At 65.6% G+C, this 19,349-nt stretch carries 16 protein-coding genes; 3 read left to right on the top strand and 13 right to left on the bottom strand.

Going from position 1 to position 19,349, the window contains the following annotated elements; all coding sequences use genetic code 11:
* Positions 1-88: 88 nt before the first annotated feature.
* Both GGI48_RS03535 and GGI48_RS03530 read right to left on the bottom strand, forming a co-directional pair.
* Entirely contained in the window at positions 89-1,117 is a 1,029-nt protein-coding gene (locus GGI48_RS03535; protein WP_179597005.1) for a purine nucleoside permease, read from the bottom strand.
* A gap of 87 nt (positions 1,118-1,204) precedes the next feature.
* Positions 1,205-2,161 carry a nucleoside-specific channel-forming protein Tsx gene (locus GGI48_RS03530; RefSeq protein ID WP_179597003.1) on the bottom strand — a complete coding sequence of 319 codons (957 nt, stop codon included), beginning with the start codon at positions 2,159-2,161 and terminating at the stop codon, positions 1,205-1,207.
* 356 nt (positions 2,162-2,517) lie between these two features.
* Between GGI48_RS03530 and kynU the strand changes: the two genes are divergently transcribed.
* The 3 genes from kynU (at position 2,518) to GGI48_RS03515 (ending at position 6,692) form a co-directional block, all read left to right on the top strand.
* The gene (gene kynU, locus GGI48_RS03525; protein WP_179597001.1) at positions 2,518-3,762 is read left to right on the top strand and encodes a kynureninase; all 1,245 of its coding nucleotides are present in this window, start codon (positions 2,518-2,520) and stop codon (positions 3,760-3,762) included.
* Between the two features lie 31 nt (positions 3,763-3,793).
* A complete protein-coding gene (locus tag GGI48_RS03520) occupies positions 3,794-5,209 on the top strand; it encodes an amino acid permease (RefSeq protein WP_103740265.1) in 1,416 nt (471 codons plus the stop codon).
* A gap of 151 nt (positions 5,210-5,360) precedes the next feature.
* A complete protein-coding gene (locus GGI48_RS03515; protein WP_179596999.1) occupies positions 5,361-6,692 on the top strand; it encodes an OprD family porin in 1,332 nt (443 codons plus the stop codon).
* Positions 6,693-6,809: 117 nt separating this feature from the next.
* On the opposite strand, the gene GGI48_RS03510 is transcribed toward GGI48_RS03515, so the two are convergent.
* From GGI48_RS03510 to GGI48_RS03460, 11 genes are all read right to left on the bottom strand, one after another.
* Entirely contained in the window at positions 6,810-9,407 is a 2,598-nt protein-coding gene (locus GGI48_RS03510; RefSeq protein WP_179596997.1) for an autotransporter outer membrane beta-barrel domain-containing protein, read from the bottom strand.
* Positions 9,408-9,721: 314 nt separating this feature from the next.
* Positions 9,722-11,065: an MFS transporter gene (locus tag GGI48_RS03505; protein ID WP_179596994.1), complete on the bottom strand. Its 1,344-nt coding sequence runs from the start codon at positions 11,063-11,065 to the stop codon at positions 9,722-9,724.
* A gap of 102 nt (positions 11,066-11,167) precedes the next feature.
* Complete coding sequence (locus GGI48_RS03500) at positions 11,168-12,157, bottom strand: amidohydrolase family protein (RefSeq protein ID WP_047303451.1); 990 nt, start codon at positions 12,155-12,157, stop codon at positions 11,168-11,170.
* The gene (locus GGI48_RS03495; RefSeq protein ID WP_016965505.1) at positions 12,154-12,726 is read right to left on the bottom strand and encodes a 3-hydroxyanthranilate 3,4-dioxygenase; all 573 of its coding nucleotides are present in this window, start codon (positions 12,724-12,726) and stop codon (positions 12,154-12,156) included. Before GGI48_RS03495 ends, GGI48_RS03500 begins: the two co-directional genes overlap by 4 nt.
* A gap of 2 nt (positions 12,727-12,728) precedes the next feature.
* Positions 12,729-13,163, bottom strand: a complete 435-nt coding sequence (locus tag GGI48_RS03490) for a RidA family protein (RefSeq protein ID WP_179596992.1) — start codon at positions 13,161-13,163, stop codon at positions 12,729-12,731.
* Positions 13,160-13,951 carry a 2-keto-4-pentenoate hydratase gene (locus GGI48_RS03485; RefSeq protein ID WP_179596990.1) on the bottom strand — a complete coding sequence of 264 codons (792 nt, stop codon included), beginning with the start codon at positions 13,949-13,951 and terminating at the stop codon, positions 13,160-13,162. Before GGI48_RS03485 ends, GGI48_RS03490 begins: the two co-directional genes overlap by 4 nt.
* Positions 13,948-14,982 (bottom strand): 4-hydroxy-2-oxovalerate aldolase, encoded by a 1,035-nt coding sequence (gene dmpG, locus GGI48_RS03480; RefSeq protein ID WP_179596988.1) that lies wholly within the window; start codon positions 14,980-14,982, stop codon positions 13,948-13,950. The genes GGI48_RS03485 and dmpG overlap by 4 nt, the downstream gene beginning before the upstream one ends.
* A 12-nt stretch (positions 14,983-14,994) precedes the next feature.
* A complete protein-coding gene (locus tag GGI48_RS03475) occupies positions 14,995-15,933 on the bottom strand; it encodes an acetaldehyde dehydrogenase (acetylating) (RefSeq protein WP_179596986.1) in 939 nt (312 codons plus the stop codon).
* Between the two features lie 13 nt (positions 15,934-15,946).
* Positions 15,947-16,759, bottom strand: coding sequence for a 2-keto-4-pentenoate hydratase (locus GGI48_RS03470; protein ID WP_103740257.1), 813 nt, complete (start codon positions 16,757-16,759; stop codon positions 15,947-15,949).
* Between the two features lie 13 nt (positions 16,760-16,772).
* Positions 16,773-18,233 (bottom strand): 2-hydroxymuconic semialdehyde dehydrogenase, encoded by a 1,461-nt coding sequence (locus GGI48_RS03465; protein ID WP_179596984.1) that lies wholly within the window; start codon positions 18,231-18,233, stop codon positions 16,773-16,775.
* A 96-nt stretch (positions 18,234-18,329) separates the two neighbouring features.
* The gene (locus GGI48_RS03460; RefSeq protein ID WP_179596982.1) at positions 18,330-19,298 is read right to left on the bottom strand and encodes a LysR substrate-binding domain-containing protein; all 969 of its coding nucleotides are present in this window, start codon (positions 19,296-19,298) and stop codon (positions 18,330-18,332) included.
* Positions 19,299-19,349: the final 51 nt, after the last annotated feature.

The raw sequence follows: 19,349 nt of genomic DNA, 5'->3' as shown, positions 1-19,349 counted from the left end.
GCCTGCGCCCGGTAGGCGCTGGCTGGCCAGCGAAGAGGCCCCTGAGAGCGCCTTCGCCGGCAAGCCGGCTTCTACGGGTTGTGGAGGATCAGGCGTCGGGGACGCCTTTTTCCCAGGTCGACCAGTTGTCGAGAATGTCCTGCACCAGAGGATTGCCGGCCCGGTAGAGGTTCTCCAGGGCCGGGACAAAGCCGCCCTGGTCGGCGTACTTGAGCAGGTTGTCCACTTCGCTGGCCCCCGGCGCCGGGCGGTCGAAGTCGGAGCCGGCCCGTAGCACCGCCAGGCGCTGGATGTCCACCAGGCCCTCGCGGCTGGCCCGCAGCAAGGCTTCGTAGGTGGAGTTGTCTTCCTGCTGGGTGGTGCAGTAGGTGCCTTTGTTGTCGGTCAGCAGGCGGGTCCAGACTTCGGCCCGTTCGCTCAGGCGAGTGCCGGAGAACCAGGTGTTACCCGCCAGGGTGTCGCAACGGGTCACCACCGGCGGCTGGTTGGCTGGGGCCTTGGGGTATTTCAGGCGCCAGGCTGCTGATTGCTGGCTTTCGCTCAAGCTCACCTTGTGGCTCAGGGCGAAGGCCTTGGCCTGGAGCTTGGGGTTCAACTCGAAGACCTCAGTCTTGTAGTCCAGGGGCGGTTTTTCGTTGGGGCCCTTGGTGTTGATCCCCAGGTAGCCGGTGGGCCAGTCCTTGGGCGCGTCCCGGGAGTCGATTTCCCACTGGGTGCCGAACTCCACCAGGTAATGAGCCCAGGCGGCGGTGCCGATGGTGCCGTGGTGCGGGCTGATGCCGGCGATCCCGGCAATCAGGAAATAGCTTTTGCGCAGGTCGAACTTCGGCGACAGGGCCAGGGCCAGGGTCGAGGCCGCGGCATTGGTCTGGCCCATGCCGGTGGTCAACAGGCACACGTCCCGGTCATTGCAGCGAATGCTCGGATACTCCGCCGCCAGCCCCGGCACGCGAATCTCGCGCTTGAGCTCCAGGCGCTCGATCCAGTGCTGCGCCTCCGGCGCGAACATGCTGATCAGCACCACCTTGGGCGTGATCGGTGCCTCATTGGCCCAGGCGCCGCTGACCATCAGCGCGCTCAAGCCCAATACCCACGAAACCTTTTGAATCCCTCGCATACAACCTCCTTCATCTTCAGAAATATCAAGCCTCAAGCTACAAGCCTCAAGCTACAAACAGACGGCGCTTGCCGCTTGCCGCTGCTTCTAGAACTGATAACCGACCCCGGCGTAATAGCCCCAGCCATTGGAGCGGGCGCGGAACTCGCCCTCGCCGAAATTCAGCACGCTGCCATCCTCCCAGTTGCCGCCGTTGTGGAAGTAGCGGCCCACCAGGGTGAAGCGCAGGTGAGTGAAGGCATACAGCAGCACGTTGGTGGCCACCGTGGCATTGGCGGTGCGTGCCGGGTTGTCCTTGTGCAGGTCGGAGCCGAAATCGAAATTGGTGAAGCCGATGTAGGTCAGCGAGGCGCCGTTGCTGTAGCTGTCGATGGGCACGATGTATTTCAGCTGGGCGCGGTAGCCGTCCCAGGAATACTCGTTGCTGGCGCCGTAGTTTTCCCACTGGTAGCGGCCGTAGAAGTTGGCCGAGAGGTTGACCCGGGAATGGGTGTCGATGTCGGTGCCCAGGCCGCTGTACAGGGTGTTGGCACGGTTGGCGGTGCGGCTGCCGTGGTCGTAGATCCAGTCGAAGGCCACATACCACTCCTTGATCGGGCCGATGGCCAGGCTGCGGCCGGCCAGGTAGTCGATGGAGATCCGCGGTTCGTGCTCCATGAACAGCGGCGAGCCGTGGTCCCAGATGCCCTTGTCGTGGCTGTTGCCGATGTCGAGGATCTTCGGCAGGTCGATGTAGCCGTACAGCTCGAAGGGGCCTTTGCGTCCGAAGTATTCGTATTCCAGGTAGATGTCGTCCGCCGGGCGCGGGCCGAAGCTGATGTCCTTGCTGCCGATCAGCATCAGGTCCTGGTTGTACCAGTCGGAAAGGTAGGCGCCCTGTTTCGCAGGCTGGACCTCGGCGCTCAGGCTTTCGCCCTGGGCTGATGCGTCCGGGGCGGGGGATTGGGCCTGCGCGGCGTGGCTGAGTAGCGCGGTAACGCCGGCCAGCCCGAAGGAAGCAGCCGACAGGCCGCGGCAAGCCGGGCGGGGGAAGCGATTGTGCATGGAAAGTCCCTGTTCGTGCGGTGTGAAGTCCCTGATGTCCGTTCCCCCGCAGGGCGGTGGCGAACACCCACAAAAATGCAACTCGCAAACGTTTGCACATGGCGTACCAACTTGAAATAGCCTTGGCAAATAAAAGTCCTCGACAGGGCCTTTGCGCCAGCGCTGTGGCGGCTGCGGCGCTACCGAGCGGCCCGCCGATGGAGGGCCGGCGGTGAGCAGGGCTGGGTATTACCAGCGGGAATACAAAGGGCCGCCTTTTCTATTATCCAGTAATGACGACCCTGGCTAGCATCCGGACTCGCCAGGGCCGTTTGCTGCGGCCCCGGCGCCCCAATCATCGATACCGAGGGATCGTCATGAGCCGTTCCGCGCCCTGTACCCGGGAGCAGATCCAGCAGTTGGATCAGTCAGACCCGCTGGCCTTCTGTCGCCAGCGTTTTACTTTGCCGCAACACAAGATCTACCTCGACGGCAACTCCCTGGGGGCCATGCCGGCCCATGTCCCGGCGCGTCTGGAGCAGGTGCTCAAGGTGGAGTGGGCCGAGGGCCTGATCAACTCCTGGAACGACGCCGACTGGTACCCCGCGCCGCAGCGCACCGGGGCCCGCATCGCCGGGCTGATCGGGGCCCAGGGGCACGAAGTGATAGTGGCCGACTCCACCTCGATCAACCTGTTCAAGGTGCTGGTGGCGGCCTTGCGCATGCAGCCGTCGCGCCGGGTGATCCTGGCGGAGAACGGCAACTTTCCCACCGATGTGTACATCGCCCAGGGCGTCGCGGAGCTGACCGGCTGCCGGCTGCAGTGTGTTGACCCGGAGCAGGTCCTCGACGCCCTCAGCGACCAGGTGGCGATCCTCTCCCTGACCCACGTCAACTACAAGACCGGCCGCCGCTACGACATGGCGGCGATCACCGCGCGGGCCCACGAGCTGGGTGTGCTGGTGGTCTGGGACCTGTGCCACTCGGCCGGCGCCATGCCGGTGGAGCTGAACGCGGCCGGCGCGGACTTTGCCGTGGGCTGCGGCTACAAGTACCTCAATGGCGGCCCCGGCGCGCCGGCCTTCGTGTTTGTCGCCGAGCGTCACATCGTCCAATTGCGCCAGCCGCTGACCGGTTGGCACGGGCACGCCAAGCCCTTCGATTTCAGCCATGACTACCAGCCGCACCCGAGCCTCGACCGGATGCTGGTGGGCACCGCGCCGCAGTTGGGCGTGCTGGCTCTGGAAGCGGCGCTGGAGGTGTTCGACGGCGTCGACCTGCAGGCCTTGCGCAGCAAGAGCCTGGCCTTGTCCGAGCTGTTCATCCGCCTGTGTGACGAGCAATTGGCCGGGTTGGGCGTGCAGTTGCAGACCCCGCGCGATGCCCAGCAGCGCGGCAGCCAGGTTTCCCTGAGCCACCCCCAGGCCTACCCGGTGATGCAGGCCCTGATTGCCCGGGGCATCGTCGGTGATTTTCGCGCGCCGGACATCCTGCGCTTCGGTTTCGCGCCGCTGTACAACCGCTTTGAAGACATCTGGAGCTGCGTCGACGCACTGCGCGACATCCTCGTCAGCGAGGCATGGAACCAGCCGCAGTTCCTGGCCCGCAAAGCGGTGACCTGAACCCCGTGCCCAGCCTTGGAGCAAGAGTGTCATGACAAAAACAATACGCACCTTCAAACAAGTGGCAGACCGTGAACACGGCCTCAAGCAAAGCCTGAGCAGTGGCCAGCTGTCGATGATCGCCATCGGCGGGGCCATCGGCACCGGGCTGTTTCTGGGCAGCAGTTTCGCCATCGGCTTTGCCGGGCCCAGCGTGCTGGTGAGCTACGCCATCGGCGCGGTAATCGCCCTGTTGCTGATGGGCTGTCTGGCGGAAATGACCGTGCGCCATCCGACGTCCGGCTCGTTCGGTTCATTCGCCGAATTCTATGTGGCGCCCTGGTTCGGCTTTGCCATCCGCTACGCCTACTGGGCCTCCATCGTGTTTGCCGTGGGCACGGAAATCACCGCGGCGGCGATGTACATGAAGTACTGGTACCCCGAGGTGCCCGGCGGTTACTGGATGCTCGGTTTCTCCCTGGCGCTGATTTTGGCCAACGCCTTCAGCGTCAAGGTGTTCGGCGGCATCGAGTATGTGTTCTCGCTGCTCAAGCTGTGCGCCATCCTGGTGTTCATCCTGCTCGGGGCCTGGGTGGTGTACGGCGCGGCGCCCGGCTCGGGCATCGGTTTTGCCAACTACAGCAACGAGGGCGGCTTCTTTCCCAACGGCGCCTGGGGCACCTGGGTGGCGGTGATCGTGGCCTTCTTCAGTTACTTGAGCATCGAGATGATCGCCGTGGCCGCGGGCGAGGCCAAGGACCCGGAACGTGCAGTGACCCGGGCCTTTCGCATCACCATGGTGCGCCTGGTGGTGTTCTACCTGCTGACCATCGCCCTGGTCCTGGCCATCGTGCCCTGGAGCCGCAACACCGGCGGTGAAAGCCCCTTTGTCATGGTCATGGCGGCCACCGGCATTCCCTATGCCGGCGGGGTGATCAATGCGGTGATCCTGGTGGCGGCGCTGTCGGCGATGAACAGCCAGCTGTACATCACCACGCGGCTGATGTTCAGCCTGTCCCGGGCCGGCCAGGCGCCGGCGCTGTTCGGGCGCCTGACCAACAATGGCGTGCCCCTGGCGGCGCTGCTGCTGTCGTCCCTGGGGATTGCCCTGGCCACCTTGCTGTACCTGGCCTACGCCGAAAAAGCCTTCACCCTGATGATGTCGATCGCCATGTTTGGCGCCATGTTCACCTGGGCCGGAATCTTCCTCACCCACCTGTTCTTTCGCCGGCAACAGGGCTCCGAACCCCTGGCGTTCAAGCTCTGGGGTTATCCCTGGACCAGCCTGGGAGGGCTGTTGCTGATGCTGGCGGTGATGATCACCACGCTGTTCACCGAGCAGTTCTTCCTGACCCTGGTCTGCGGGCTGCCGTTCCTGGCGCTGATCCTGCTCATCTACTACCTGCGCTTTCGCGGCCAGCGCCCGCTGGATGCCGAGGCGCCCAAGCCGTTGCCGATCCAACCCTGAGTTCCGGAGCACCCCGTTTGCGGGAGCCGGCTGGTCGGCGAAGCGGTCCGCGTGATCGCCTTCGCCGGCAAGCCGGCTCCCACGGGGCCTTTGGTCACTGTCGATCCCTGTCGCCACCTTTACAAAAACAATAATCCACAAGGGTTTTGCCATGTCTGACGTAATGCGCCGTTCACCGCTTTTGCTGTTGCCGCTGCTGGGTTGCCTGCCCTGGAGCGTCCACGGGGCCGGGGAGGAGCCGGCCGGTTTCATCGAGGACAGCCATCTGCGCATCCTGGCCCGCAACTACTACCTCAACCGCAGCGTCCAGGACGGCCGTGCCGACCGCAAGGACTGGACCCAGGGCTTTATCGGCCGCTTCGAATCCGGGTTCACCCAGGGCACGGTCGGCGTCGGCGTGGATGTCTTCGCCACTCTCGGGCTCAAGCTGGATGCCTCCGGAGGCAAGACCGGCACCTACAACCTGCCGATCCACGACAACGGTAAGCCGGCGGACGAATACGCCAAGGCCGGTGCCGCGCTGAAACTGAACGTCTCCAACAGCGTGCTGCGTTTCGGCGAGCAGTCGGTGGACACCCCGGTGTTCGCCGTCGGCCACAACCGCCTGATCCCGGAAACCGCCACCGGCTTTGCCCTGGACAGCCAGGAACTGGACAAACTCAAGTTGCAGGCCGGGCATTTCACCTCGGCCACCGGCCACGTCACCACCAACAGCAATGGCGACCTCTGGGCCTTCTATGCCGGCGTCACCACGCCCTCGGTGGACTACCTGGGCGGCCAGTACCAGTTCACCGAAGACCTGGGCGCCAGCTTCTACGCGGCGCGTTTCGCCGACATCTGGAACCAGTACTACGCCAACCTCAACGGCCGTACCGACCTGGGGCAGGGCCGGCAGGCCGGTTTCGACCTCAACCTCTACCGCACCCTTGACACTGGCCAAGCCAGAGCTGGCGCCATCGACAACACCACCCTGGGCGCCTCGGTGTTCTATGGCTTGGGCGCCCACCGCCTGACCCTGGCGCTGCAGAACGTCGACGGCAACACCCCGTTCGACTACCTGGGGGTGGGCGACCTGGACCGCAACGGCCGCAATGGCCGCGACCAGGGCGCCTCGATCTACCTGCCCAACTCGGTGCAGTACTCGGACTTCAACGGCCCCAACGAGCGTTCCTGGCAACTGCGCTACGACCTGTCGCTGGCCGGCTACGGCATGCCCGGCTGGAACCTGATGACCCGCTACCTGCGCGGCTCCGGCATCGACGGCACGCACACCCCGGCAGGCAGCGCCTACGCCGGGATGTATGGCCAGGACGGCGTGCACCGTGAGATCAACTTTGAAGCGCGCTATGTGGTGCAGAACGGCCCGCTCAAGGACCTGAGCTTTCGTCTGCGCCAGACCTGGCACCGGGCCAACGTGGCTCAGGGCGAGGGCAATATTGATGAGTTCCGGCTGATTACCGATTACCCGATCGATATTTTTTGAGCGGGTGGCGGTCTGGAGTGCGAATGCTCGGGCAGGGTGCCTGGCTGAAACCAGGCCATAGCCCGTCGAGTGAGCAGGGGCGCCGGGCCACCTGAACGGTGGCCCGGCGTTTGTCGTTTAAAACGCGTAGCTGGCCTTCAAGGTCATGCCGTTCGCGTCGAAGCCGCTGCGGGCCTGATAGTTGTAGCTGGCGCCGATCACCAGGGACGACACGGCGTAGTTCAGACCAACCGCTGCTTCATAACGGTCACGAGCCACCGAGGCCCCGGTAACGGTGAAGGATGAGCTTCCCAATACGAAGCTTGAGGTCTGGGCGACACGGTCCCCGATCACGTCGTGGTAGGTCATCAGGCTGGCTTCGGGCTCAAGCCGTCCCTGGGCCAACGGCCAACTGCCGGCCAGGCGCAGGCCGGCCCCCAGTTCGCCGATCTCATAACGTTGGGAGCCGTTATCAAGGGCCGCGGATGAGCCATGCTCCTTGAAGCCTTGCATGCGCACGTTGGCATAACGGGCGGCCACACGAGGTTCAAGCAGCGCGTTGTCGCTCAGCGTGAAGGTGTAGCCGCCGAGCAGGCTCATGGACAGCAAGTTGCTGTCATAGCTGCCTTTGGCTGTGGTGCCGGCGACATGGCGCTTGCTGTCGTTTTCGTTATGGCCATAGCCCAGGCTGCCGTCCACGAACCAGTTCTGCAGCGCCCAGTTGCCATACAGCGCGAGGGCATTGCCTTGTACATCGGTCTTGTTGTTCAGGTCCGAATGGATATTGGCGTTGTGGTAGGCGTAGGCGACCCCCAGGGTCGTGGTGGGACTGACCTTGCCATCGACGCCGACCACGACGCCGCTACTGTTGGCGGAGTAACCATTGCGATGGTCGCGGCGATCCTGGTCCAGGTCGCTGCTCAGCCCTTGTACCCAGACGCCGTGATCATGGCTCGGGGCGCTGCCGAGTACACTGCCGGGCTGGCGATCCAGGCGGCTGAAAATCGCGCTATTGACCTGATTCTGTGCCGCCACGGTGGTATCCAGCACACCGCGATTCACATCGGGTTTCAGCCGTTCGCCCTGCGCGGCAAGGCCCGCCGCGCTGGACTGGGTCGCCAGTGCCTGAAACACCGGATCGCTTTCGCTTAGCCGCCCCAGGATCTGGTTTTTCAGGGTGTTCACCACAGTCGCCGTGGTCGGGTCCGAACCCTGGGCGAGCAGGGCCTGTTGAACCTGTTGGTCGCTTTTCAGTCCCACCTCGGCCGAGACGGTCTGGGCATCCGCGGTGTAGCTGAGTACGTCCAGCAATGCCGACTGGCTGGCCACGCTCAGGCCATTGTTTTGCACGCTGCTGGCTTTAACCAGGGTGTAGCGGGTCCCTGCGGCAGGGGCCTGAAATTCGCCGGGGTTGGCGCTCAGCGTCAGCTTCGAGTCTTGGGCGAAGGTCGCGGTGCCGTTGACCGTCAGATAGGGCGTGCCCGGCAGTACGCTGTCGGTCAGGCGCATATCGATACCGGCGCCGTTGCTGACTGACAGATCACCGGTAAGGGTGGTGCCTTGGGTGGCGAGGTTCAAGGAGCCCGAGCTGATCGACAGCGGCCCGACCATGCGCTGGCCGTTGAAGCTTGCCTGTCCGGCAATATTGATGCTCGTGAGGTCAAGCAGGTCGCCGGTAATCTGGCCTCCGGTCCAGTTCAGTTGCGCCAGGTTGGCGCCATTGATCGCGATACCGCTATTGCTGCGAATCTCGCCCGCCTGCTGATTGATTTCCAGGGGCGAGGTTTGCTCCGTGGCACTCACCGAAATAGCGACCCCGTCAGCCAGAATCGTGCCGCGGTTGATAATGCCCCGGGCTCCCGCAGCCGAGGTCTGGGTGAAGGTGGCGCCCCTGAGGTCGATGGCTGCTGCGTTTGTGCCTTTGCCTTCAATCGTGCCGGTGTTGAGCAGGTAGTCGACGGTGCCGTCATAAAAAACGATGGAAGAAGCATCCTTGCCAGTGGCTGACATCAGGCCGCTGTTTTCGATCTTCAGGGCACTGGTGTTGGTCTCTATATCCATCGCGTTGGACTCAGCGCCGTTAACACGAATGCTGCCGGAGTTGAGCAACTTGCCGCCGATGAATATGGGCTGCAGCGCTGAGGCATCAAGTATCAATCCAATGGCTTCGTCGCCGGAAACATCAATAGTCCCGGTATTGGCAACGTCGCCCATCACCGTGGCCCTGTTCACGAACATGCCTTCGAGATTCGGCGTAAAAGCTGGGTTGTCTTGAGCGGTGATCGTGATCGAGCCGGAGTTTATGACGCTTGCGCCAATCGTCGCGCCGCCGATTTCGAAGCCGTTGACATTGCGCGCGTTGATAAAGGTCAGCTTGCCGTCCTGCCTAACATCCCCTGAGATAAAACCACCCGTTGCACTGGGATTGGCGCCAAAGCTGTCTATTTCAAGGCCACGAGCGTTGGTCACGCCGTCGAAAGTGATGTCGGCCCGGTTGATCAGCGAGCCTTGAATATCGGTTCTGATGAAAGTCGCTCCTGCGACACCCCCTGGTACCTGTGGTGCGGCGGGCTCGGTCTTGGTGACCTGCCCGCTCAAGGTCACCGATTCACTGAAAGATTCATCCGTCCAGCTGTTCTGTCCCAAGCCAAGATTGAACTCAACGGCCGCGGCCTGTGTGCCTATGGCTCCCACCATCAAGGCAATGAGGGACTTGTGAAACCCTTTACTCTGCATGCGTACTCCATTACTGAACGATGCTGCCATGATCCTCGGCAGGCGTTTGAACCCTGTGAAACCCGGAAAAGCACGGCGTACTTTGACGTTGTGGAAAGTTAGAGCGACGCAAGATCGACGGCGATGACGAGCCCCATTGTTCACGTCGCCCTGAAAGAGCCGGGCGATTCTCCCTGAAAGCAAAAGATTCTTAAATAAGGAATTTCTCTAATCAAACTCAGCGAAATAGCCTGAGAGAAGGGGCTGTGCGCTGTGCTGCGCGAGTCTTGAAAGGCGCGCACTGGCCGGCTCTCCGAGCCGACCAGTGCGATGAGTTACACCGCTGCTTCGGGCTCTGCCAGCGACCGCTGCTGCAGACGCTGCATCGCGCCCAGCGCCACCCCTGCCAACACCACCGGCACCGCGATCCAGGCGAAGAAGTGTTGCAGGTCACCGGCGTTGCTGAAGATCCAGCCACCGAGCAGCGAGCCAACGATGGAGCCGGCGCGGCCGGCCGCCAGGGCCCAGGCCACGCCGGTGGCCCGGGAGGCGGTGGGGTAGAGGGTGGCGGCCACCACGCTGAGGTTGTTCAGGGTGCCGGTGAGGCTGAAACCGGCCAGGAACACGATGGCCAGGGTGCCGGCGGCGCTGTGCAGTTGGCTGCCGGTCAGGGCCAGGGCGCAGGCGGCAATCAGGCACAGCCAGGGCAGGATGCGCAGGGCGCCTATGCGGTCCATCAGCAGGGCCATGGCGATGCCGCCGAGCACGCCGCCAAAGGGGATCATGGCGCTGATCCGTGCCGCGCCGCCGGTGTCGTAGCCGCTGGCCCGCAGCACCGTGGGCAGCCAGTTGGTCAGCAGGTAGAACACGAACAGGCAGCAGAAGAAGGTCAGCCATAGCAGCAGGGTGCGGGCTAGCTGGCCGGGGCTGAACAATGCCCAGAGCGGTGAGCGGGCGCCGGCCTCGCCGCTATCGCCCACCAGTCGTACCCGTTCCCAATCGGACTGGCCGCTGATGCGGGTGATGATGCGGCGCAAAGTGGCGGTGTGGCGTGGGCTGTTGGCCATGAAGCACACCGATTCCGGCAGCGCCAGGTACAGCACCGGCAATAGCAGCAGGGGCGCCAGGCCGCCGATCAGCAGCAGGCCCTGCCAGCCCACCCGGGGCAGCAGCTCGCCGGCCACCGCGCCGCCCAGGGCCAGGCCCAGGGTGAAGCCGGAATAGCTCAGGGTCACCAGCAGCATGCGCCGCCGCGCCGGGGAGTATTCCGAGCTCAGGGTGATGCAGTTGGGCAGCACGCCGCCCAGGCCGATGCCGGTGACAAAGCGCAGGATGCTCAGCACTTCGATGTTCGGTGAAAGCGCCGTGGCCAGGGTGCCCAGGCCGAAGATCGCCACGCAGGTCAGCAGCACGACCTTGCGTCCGTGGCGGTCGGCCAGGGGGCCGAAACAGAAACTGCCCAGGAGCATGCCGAACAGCCCGGCACCGAAGGCCGGGGCCAGTTGTGCCCGCTCGATGTTCCAGTGCTGGATCAGTTCCGGGGCAATGTAGCCGATGGCGGCGGTGTCGAAGCCGTCCAGCAGGACGATCAGGAAACACAGCAATAGCACCCGCATTTGCAGGGCGGACAGAGGACTGCGGTCGATGAGTTCGCCGAGGTGTTGCGTTCGCTCGTACATGGGTGGCTCCTTATAGGTTTTGTTCGAGGCGGGCATGGGGTGCCCGCCGGATGACCACGGTGACGGGTGCAGCGAGGGGGATGGGGGGCTGAGTGCGGGCACTCAGTACAGGTTGAAAAAGTCCTGGGCGTTGCCGCCGAGCAGACGTGCCTTGTCGGCTTCGGCCAGGGTCGGGTGTTCGGCGATGCCGCTGCCGATGCGCTGTTCGCCGAGGGGGAAGGGTGAGTCCGAACCCAGCATCACCCGTTCACTGCCCATCACTTCCACCAGCAGTTTCAGGGCGCCGGGGTCGAACACCGCCGAGTCGACGAAGAAGCGCTTGACGTAGCTGGACGGCAACTGCGGGCAGTCTTCGCGGACGATGTCGCGGTGACGCCAGGCGTTGTCCACCCGGCCCAGGAGAAAGGCGAAGCCGCCACCGCCGTGGGCGAAGCAGATGCGCAGGGATTCGGGCAGGCGCTCGAAGGCTCCGGAGAGGATCAGCGACAGAATCCCCAGCTGGGTTTCCGCCGGCATCGCCACCAGCCACGGCAGCATCCATTTGCGCATGCGCTCGCCGCCCATCATGTCCCAGGGGTGCACCAGCACCGGGATCTGGTTACGGGCGCAGTGATCGAGAAAGGTCACCAGATGATCGTGGTCCAGGTCGTGATTGCCCACGTGGTTGCCGATCTGCACGCCGACGTGGCCGATGGCCTGGGCCCGGCTGGCTTCGGCGCAGGCGGCGTCCAGGTCCTGCAGCGGCACCTGGGCCAGGACCTTGAGCCGGCGTTCGTGGCCGGCGGTCATGGCCATGGCCCGATCGTTCATCAACCGGGCCCAGGGCAGGGCCCGTTCGATGGGCGCGTCGTAGGCGAACATCACCGGCGTGGCGCACATGATCTGCAGGTCCAGGCCTTGTTCGTCCAGGTGCTCGACACGTCGCGCCGGGTCCCAGAGCACGTCGTGCACCGGACGAAAGGCTTTGTCGCCGACCATGATCTGGCCCCGGGCGCCGTCCTTGCGCAGCCAGGGCGCGCGCACCGGGTCCAGGCGCGCGGCCTCGTCCTGGCTGATGTCGGGGAAGAAGTGCGAATGCATGTCGATTTTCATAAAGGGGTCGCCGCCTTGAGGGTGTGGTGCCAGGTCTGCCAGTCGCGGCCCGGGTGGATTTCGCCGCAGCCAGTGCAACGCCGCTGCTCCTGGCTGGTGGCGTAGAACTCTTCGTAGACCGGTGGCAGGTCGTTGACGATGCTCTGCAGCTGCATTTCATAGCGCTGGATCAGCGTGCCGCAGCGGGCGCAGGACCATTGCAGGGCGTCCAGCAGGCCCTTGGGCCGCTGGCGCTCCACCACCAGGCACAGGCTGCCGGGCTCCGGGCGTTGCGGGGAATGGATGACGTGGGGCGCCATCAGGTAGATGTCGCCTTCGCGCAGGTCGATGCGTTCGTAGCGGCCGCGGTCCCAGATGTTCAGGTAGGCATTGCCCTTGAACTGATAGAAGAACTCTTCCATGGGGTCGTCGTGAAAGTCGGTGCGCTGGTTGGGGCCGCCGACCACGGTGACCATGAAGTCGGCGTCCTGCCACACCTGGCGGTTGCCCACCGGCGGTTGCAGCAGATGGGCATGTTCGTCCAGCCAACGGTTGAAGTTCAGCGGTGCGCTGTAGTGGTGCTTGTCCATTGTTATTGTTCTCGGCGATTGAGCGGGGCGTAGGCCACCGCTTTGATTTCGATGCGCAGGTGCGGGTGCGGCAACTGATGCACGGCCACGGTGGTGCGGGTCGGGCCCTGTTCGTCGAAGTACTCGGCGTAGACCTGGTTGTAGGGACCGAAGTCGTTCATATCCACCAGGAAGGCGCTGATTTCCACCAGGTCCTGCAGCCCGGCGTTTTCGCTGGCGAGGATATCGCGGATGTTCTCGATCACCGCCCGGGTCTGGGCGCGAATGTCCAGGCGGGTGGTGCCCAGCTCGTCCACTTCGACGCCGTCGAAGCTGTTGTCCGGGCGCCGCGAGCTGGTGCCGGAGACGAACAGCAGATCGCCGGCGCGCTTGATATGGGGGAAGCGGCCCCGGGGCTTGGCCTTGCCCGGCACCAGGGTCGCGCGATTGATGCTCATGAGCCTTCTCCTTGTGCCTGGCCGCTGCAGGTGAAGGCGCATTCGCCGTAGCCATTGATCTCCACCGTCAACTGCGCGCCGGGTGTCAGGGCCACGGCGGCGGTGGCGGCGCCGGCCATGATCAGGCTGCCGGCGGGCAGGCTGATGTCGGCCCGGGCCAGCAGTTGCGAGGCGTGCACCAGGCTGCGCAGCGGATGGCCGAGGATCGCCGCGGTCGAACCGGCCTCCACCAGGGCACCGTCCAGGCGCATCAGCACGCCGGCGTTGGCCAGGGTGGAAAAATCCCGGGACCAGGGGCCGACCACCAGCCCGGCCGAGGAGCAGTTGTCCGCCACCACGTCTTCCAGGCTGAATTTGAACGCCTCGTAGCGCGAGTCGATGATCTCGATGGCCGGGGCCACGGCCTCCAGATAGTCCACGGCTTCGAGCTGGGTCAGCGGCCGGTCGATGGCGCGCCGGGTGAGGAAGCACAGCTCCGGTTCGGCCCGGGGGTGGATGTAGCGGTCCAGGTTCAGCTGGCCGCCGTCCTCTTCCAGCATGGCGTCGGTGAGCCAGCCCCAGATCAGGCTGTCGACGCCCATCTGCTGCATCTTGGCGCGGCTGGTGAAGCCCAGCTTGAGGCCGATCATGCGTTCGCCATCGGCGTAGCGGTGGGCCATGGAGGCGCGCTGGATCTGGTAGGCCTGCTCCAGGTTGAAGGGCCTGTGCCGGCTGAACTGGGGCAGGGCGCGAGCGTTGCGCGCGGCCTGATCCAGCGCGTGGGCGATGGGGGCAAGATCGAGGTTCATGGGCGGGACTCCCGGGCAGCGAGCAGGTCGAGGGCGACGTCGACGATCATGTCTTCCTGGCCACCGACCATGCGCCGGTGGCCGAGCTCGACCAGGATGTCGACGGTTTTCAGGCCGTACTTGTGGGCGGCTTGTTCGGCGTGGCGCAGGAAGCTGGAGTAGACCCCGGCGTAGCCCAGGGCCAGGGTTTCGCGGTCGACCCGCACCGGCCGGTCCTGCAGCGGGCGCACCAGATCGTCGGCGGCGTCCATCAGGCGATAGAGGTCGGTGCCGTGGTTCCAGCCCAGCTTGTCGGCGGCGGCGATGAACACTTCCAGCGGCGCGTTACCGGCCCCGGCGCCCATGCCGGCGAGGCTGGCGTCGATGCGCTGGCAGCCTTCTTCCACCGCCACCAGGGAGTTGGCCACCCCCAGGCCGAGGTTGTGGTGGGCGTGCATGCCGGTGGCGGTGTCCGGCTTGAGCACGGCCTTCAGCGCCCGAAAGCGCAGGCGGATGTCCTGCATGTTCATGGCGCCGCCGGAGTCCACCACGTAGATGCAGGTGGCGCCGTAGCTTTCCATTTTCTGCGCCTGCACGGCGAGATTTTCCGGGCTGGTCATGTGGCTCATCATCAGAAAGCCCACGGTGTCCATGCCCAGTTCCCGGGCGCATTCGATGTGCTGGCGCGAGACATCGGCCTCGGTGCAGTGGGTGGCCACCCGCACCACCCGGGCACCGGCCTGGTAGGCGGCCTTGAGGTCGTGAACGGTGCCGATGCCGGGCAGCAGCAGGGTGGCGATGCGCGCGTGTTCGAGCACCTCGGCCGCGGCTTCGATCCATTCCAGATCGGTGTGGGCGCCGAAGCCGTAGTTGAAGCTGGAGCCCTGCAGGCCGTCGCCGTGGGCCACTTCAATGCTGTCGACCCGGGCCGCGTCCAGGGCCCGGGCGATGGCCTGGACCTGATCCAGGCTGTACTGGTGGCGGATGGCGTGCATGCCGTCACGCAGGGTCACGTCGGAAATGTAGAGCTTGTTGCCGGGGTTGAAAGTCATGGCGAAGCTCCTTCAGCGGTTGAGCAGCGACTGGGCCATGCGCTCGGCGGTGGCCAGCGCGGCGCAGGTCATGATGTCGAGGTTGCCGGCGTAGGCGGGCAGGTAATGGGCGGCGCCCTCGACCTCCAGAAATACCGAGGTCTTGAGCCCGCTGAAACGCCCCAGCCCTGGGATCAGCAGCGGCGCCGAGGCCGGGATCGGCTCGAACTGCACCTGCTGCTTGAGCCGGTAGCCGGGCACATAGGTCTGCACCGCCGCGGCCATCTCGGCGATGGAGGCGGCGATCTGCCGCTGATCGGCGGCGGCCGACAGCATCAGCACCGTGTCGCGCATGATCAGCGGCGGTTCGGCCGGGTTCATGACGATGATCGCCTTGCCCCGGGTGGCCCCGCCGAGGGTCTCGATGGCGTGGCGGGTGGTTTCGGTGAACTCGTCGATATTGGCCCGGGTGCCGGGGCCGGCGGATTTGCTGGCAATCGAGGCGACGATTTCCGCGTAGTGCACCGGGGCCACCCGCGACACCGCGGCGACCATGGGAATGGTCGCCTGGCCGCCGCAGGTGACCATGTTCAGGTTGAGGCTGTGCAGGTGCTGCTCCAGGTTGACCACCGGAATGCAGTAGGGGCCGATGGCCGCCGGGGTCAGGTCGATCAGGCGGATGCCCGGCTTGGCCTGGCGCAGCACGGCCTCGTGGTGCTGGTGGGCGGCGGCCGAGGTGGCATCGAACACGATGTCGATGGCGGCAAACTCGGGCATGCGCAGCAGGCCTTCGACGCCTTCGTGGGTGGTGGCCACGCCCAGGCGCCGGGCCCGTTCCAGGCCGTCGGAAGCCGGGTCGATGCCGACCATGGCGCTCAGTTGCAGGTGCCGGGCCTGACGCAGGATTTTCAGCATCAGGTCGGTGCCGATATTGCCCGAGCCGATGATCGCGGCCTTGAGGGTTGGGTTCATGCGTGGCTCCGGTTCATTGGACGCTGGCGAAGGCGGCGCTGACGCTGCCCAGGCCCTGGATGTGCGCGGTGAAGCGATCTCCCGGCTGCACCGCGACCATGGGCCCGAGGGCGCCGGTCAGGAGGATGTCGCCGGCCCGCAGTGGCGTGCCCAGGCGGGCCAGGGTGTCGGCCAGCCACAGGGCGGCGTTCAGCGGGTTGCCCAGGCAGGCGGCGCCGGCGCCCACCGACACCGGCTCGCCACGCCGGGTCAGGCTCATGCCGCAGCGCACCAGATCGAGTTTTTCCAGGGCCACCGGCTGGCTGCCGAGCACGAACAGCCCGCTGGAGGCGTTGTCGGCGATGGTGTCGCTCAGGCGGATGTCCCACTGGGCAATGCGGCTGCCGACAATCTCGATGGCCGGCAGGGCAAAGGCGGTGGCGCGGATCAGGTCGGCCAGCGTGTGGCGCTCATGGTTCAGGTCATGTTCCAGCACCAGGGCCACCTCGGCCTCGACCTTGGGCTGGCAGGTGTCGCTCCAGGCGATGGGCTGGTCGTCACCGCGGGCCATGTCGGCGAACAGCTGGCCGAAGTCCGGCTGGTCCACCCCCAGTTGCTGCTGCACGGCGCGGGAGGTCAGGCCGATCTTGTGGCCTACCGGGCGGCGTCCGGTATCGATGGCCGCCTGGTTGTTGTAGTGCTGCACCTGGTAGGCCAGGTCGGCCAGGGAGGTGTGGGGTTGCGCGGCCTGGGCCTGGGCAATCAGCTCGCGCACCGGGGCGCAGGGCTGGCCGTTGAGCTGGGCCTGGCGCAGGTGGTGCGCCGCTTCAATCAGGTCTGCATGCATGTCGGGGTGCCCCTCAAGGGTTGACGCAGATGGTGGTGATCTCGGAGTAGAAATCCAGGGAGTGACGGCCGCCTTCGCGCCCCACGCCCGAGAGCCTTGTGCCGCCGAACGGCGTGCGCAGGTCGCGCAGGAACCAGGTGTTGACCCAGACCATGCCCACGCGGAAGCGCCGGGACAGCTGGTGGGCGCGCTTCAGATCGCGGGTCCACAGGGCCGTGGCCAGGCCATAGGCCGAGTCGTTGACCCGGCGCAGCACTTCGTCCTCGGTGTCGAACGGGGCGATGTGGCAGACCGGGCCGAACACCTCCTCGCGCAGGCAGCGGGCGTGGTCCGGCAGGTCGGTCCAGATCGTCGGCTGGACGTAGGCGCCCTGGTCCCGGGCATCGCCGAACTGCGGAATGCCGCCGCCGCTGACCAGGGTCGCGCCTTCCTCCAGGGCCAGTTGGAAGTAGCCCAGGACCTTGTCCCGGTGCTTGTGGGAAATCAGCGAGCCCATGTTGACCCCGTCTTCATCGGGGTAGCCGATCTTCAACTGTTCGGCACCGGCCTTGAGGGCGGCGACGAAGCGCTGGTAGATCGGCCGTTCGACGTAGACCCGCTCCGAGCACAGGCATACCTGCCCGGCGTTGGTGAAGCTTGCGCGCAGCACCCCGGCCACCGCGGCGTCGAAATCGCAGTCGGCGAACACCACCGCGGCGTTCTTGCCGCCCAGCTCGAAGGACACCTCGCGCACGCCTTCGGCGGCGGCTTTCATGATGGTGGCGCCGGTACGGGATTCGCCGGTGAAGGTGATGGCGTCGACGTCGCGATGGGCGGTGAGGAATTCCCCGGCCGAATTCGGTCCGAAGCCGTGCACCAGGTTGAACACGCCGGCCGGCACCCCGGCGTCGTGCATCACTTCGGCCAGCAGGGTGGCGCTGGAGGGGGTGTCCTCGGACGGCTTGACCACCACCGAGTTGCCGCAGGCCAGGGCCGGGGCGACTTTCCAGGTGAGCAGCAACAGCGGCAGGTTCCACGGCGAGATGATCGCCACCACGCCGTGGGGCTTGCGCACGCTGTAGCTGAACACGTCATTGCCGTCGGCGCCGCGCATCTCGAAGATTTCGCCGCCGGATTGGCGCAGCAGCTCGGCGAAGGTGCGGAAATTCTGCACCGCGCGGGCCACGTCCAGGGTGCGCGCCTGTTGCACCGGGCGCCCGGTGTCGGCGACTTCGGCGGCGACGAAATCCTCGAAACGCGCCTCGATGCCGGCGGCAATTCGCAGCAGCAGGTCGGCGCGCTGGCTGGCGCTGTAATCGGCCCAGGGGCCGGACTGCGCCGCCTTGGCCGCGGTCACGGCGCGGTCCACTTGGGATCGGTCGGCCTCGCAGACCTGGCCCAGCACGCGGCCGTCGACCGGGGAGATATTGGCAAAGGTCTGGGGGCTGGCGACGAACTCGCCGGCGATGAAATGACGCAGCAGGGCAGTGGACACTTGAACCTCCGAAACATGGGTTTCGGGGCGAGTGTAGGAAGGCCTGGTATTAGTGAATAATCAAAGATCGGCCGCTAACTATTAACAATTGGAATATCAGGGCGAAGCCTGGATCGGCGCTTGCCCGCTGTCGGACTCTGCTCGGGCCAGGTCCAGGCATTCGCGGAACAGCCGGGCCGCCGGGCCCAGATGGCGCTGGGCGTAGAAGCAACCGATGTCGCCGAACTGCAGCGGCGTCCCCAGATCGAAAGCCTGGAGCATGCCGGCCTGGATGAACTGCAACGAGGCCTCGTAGGGCATCAGGGCCACGGTGCGCTGATCCTGCATCAGGGTGATGTTGGTGAGGATCGACAGCGACTCGGCAACATTGTCCGGCGTCGGCAGGCCGTTGTCGGCGAACAGTCGGTCGGCGGTGCGCCGCAGCAGCGAGTCGCGGGTCGGCAGCACCCAGGGGTAGGCGTGCAGGTGTTCCAGGCTGACCGGCGTCTGCTGGTGCAACGGGTGATGGACGCCGGCGACGATGCTCAAGTCCTCGCGGTACAGCACGTCGACCTCCAGGGCCTCGCTGCGTCGGTGCCAGTCGTCCGGCACCCGGCCCACCACCAGGTCGACATCGCCCACCGCCAGCGCCGGGAACAACTGGTCCATCTGCCCGACCCGCAATGACACCAGCACCCCCGGAGCGCGCTGCTTGAGCAACTGGATGGCCCGGGGCAGCAGCGAGGTCGAGGCCGAGATCAGGGTGCCGACCATCACCTGCCCCGAGGTGCCTTCCTGGAAGGCGTTGACCTCATCGGTCAGGGCCCGCAGCTCCGCCAGCAGCGACTTGGCCCGTTGCACCACCACCTGGCCCAGCTCGGTGGCGCTGACCCCGCGGTTGCTGCGCACCAGCAGCGGCGCCTCGAAGTAGGACTCCAGCTCGTGAATGATCTTGGTCACCGCCGGCTGAGTCAGGTTCAGCGCCTGGGAGGCGCGCACCAGCGAGCCGCTTTGCAGCACCTGCTCGAACACCACCAACTGGTGGAACTTGAGCTTGCGGGCGATGGACTGGGTGGTGAATTTCATGGCGGGCTCCGTCAGCGTCTTGCCCTGGCCTCGGGTGAGGGGCGGGGGGGC

Origin of the sequence: Pseudomonas protegens, from assembly GCF_013407925.2 — a bacterium.
In the GTDB taxonomy this organism is placed as follows: Bacteria; Pseudomonadota; Gammaproteobacteria; order Pseudomonadales; family Pseudomonadaceae; genus Aquipseudomonas; species Aquipseudomonas fluorescens_AP.
The sequence above is the reverse complement of the archived record's forward strand: the minus strand, read 5'-3'. Positions and strand labels throughout refer to the sequence as shown.

Excerpts from the sequence above, each read along its gene's own strand:
- kynU (WP_179597001.1), top strand. The coding sequence starts at position 2,518 with ATGAGCCGTTCCGCGCCCTGTACCCGGGAGCAGATCCAGCAGTTGGAT.
- GGI48_RS03515 (WP_179596999.1), top strand. The coding sequence starts at position 5,361 with ATGTCTGACGTAATGCGCCGTTCACCGCTTTTGCTGTTGCCGCTGCTG.
- GGI48_RS03460 (WP_179596982.1), bottom strand. The coding sequence starts at position 19,298 with ATGAAATTCACCACCCAGTCCATCGCCCGCAAGCTCAAGTTCCACCAG.
- GGI48_RS03510 (WP_179596997.1), bottom strand. The coding sequence starts at position 9,407 with ATGCAGAGTAAAGGGTTTCACAAGTCCCTCATTGCCTTGATGGTGGGA.
- GGI48_RS03535 (WP_179597005.1), bottom strand. The coding sequence starts at position 1,117 with ATGCGAGGGATTCAAAAGGTTTCGTGGGTATTGGGCTTGAGCGCGCTG.
- GGI48_RS03475 (WP_179596986.1), bottom strand. The coding sequence starts at position 15,933 with ATGAACCCAACCCTCAAGGCCGCGATCATCGGCTCGGGCAATATCGGC.
- GGI48_RS03505 (WP_179596994.1), bottom strand. The coding sequence starts at position 11,065 with ATGTACGAGCGAACGCAACACCTCGGCGAACTCATCGACCGCAGTCCT.
- GGI48_RS03500 (WP_047303451.1), bottom strand. The coding sequence starts at position 12,157 with ATGAAAATCGACATGCATTCGCACTTCTTCCCCGACATCAGCCAGGAC.
- GGI48_RS03530 (WP_179597003.1), bottom strand. The coding sequence starts at position 2,161 with ATGCACAATCGCTTCCCCCGCCCGGCTTGCCGCGGCCTGTCGGCTGCT.
- GGI48_RS03495 (WP_016965505.1), bottom strand. The coding sequence starts at position 12,726 with ATGGACAAGCACCACTACAGCGCACCGCTGAACTTCAACCGTTGGCTG.
- dmpG (WP_179596988.1), bottom strand. The coding sequence starts at position 14,982 with ATGACTTTCAACCCCGGCAACAAGCTCTACATTTCCGACGTGACCCTG.
- GGI48_RS03490 (WP_179596992.1), bottom strand. The coding sequence starts at position 13,163 with ATGAGCATCAATCGCGCGACCCTGGTGCCGGGCAAGGCCAAGCCCCGG.
- GGI48_RS03470 (WP_103740257.1), bottom strand. The coding sequence starts at position 16,759 with ATGCATGCAGACCTGATTGAAGCGGCGCACCACCTGCGCCAGGCCCAG.
- GGI48_RS03520 (WP_103740265.1), top strand. The coding sequence starts at position 3,794 with ATGACAAAAACAATACGCACCTTCAAACAAGTGGCAGACCGTGAACAC.
- GGI48_RS03485 (WP_179596990.1), bottom strand. The coding sequence starts at position 13,951 with ATGAACCTCGATCTTGCCCCCATCGCCCACGCGCTGGATCAGGCCGCG.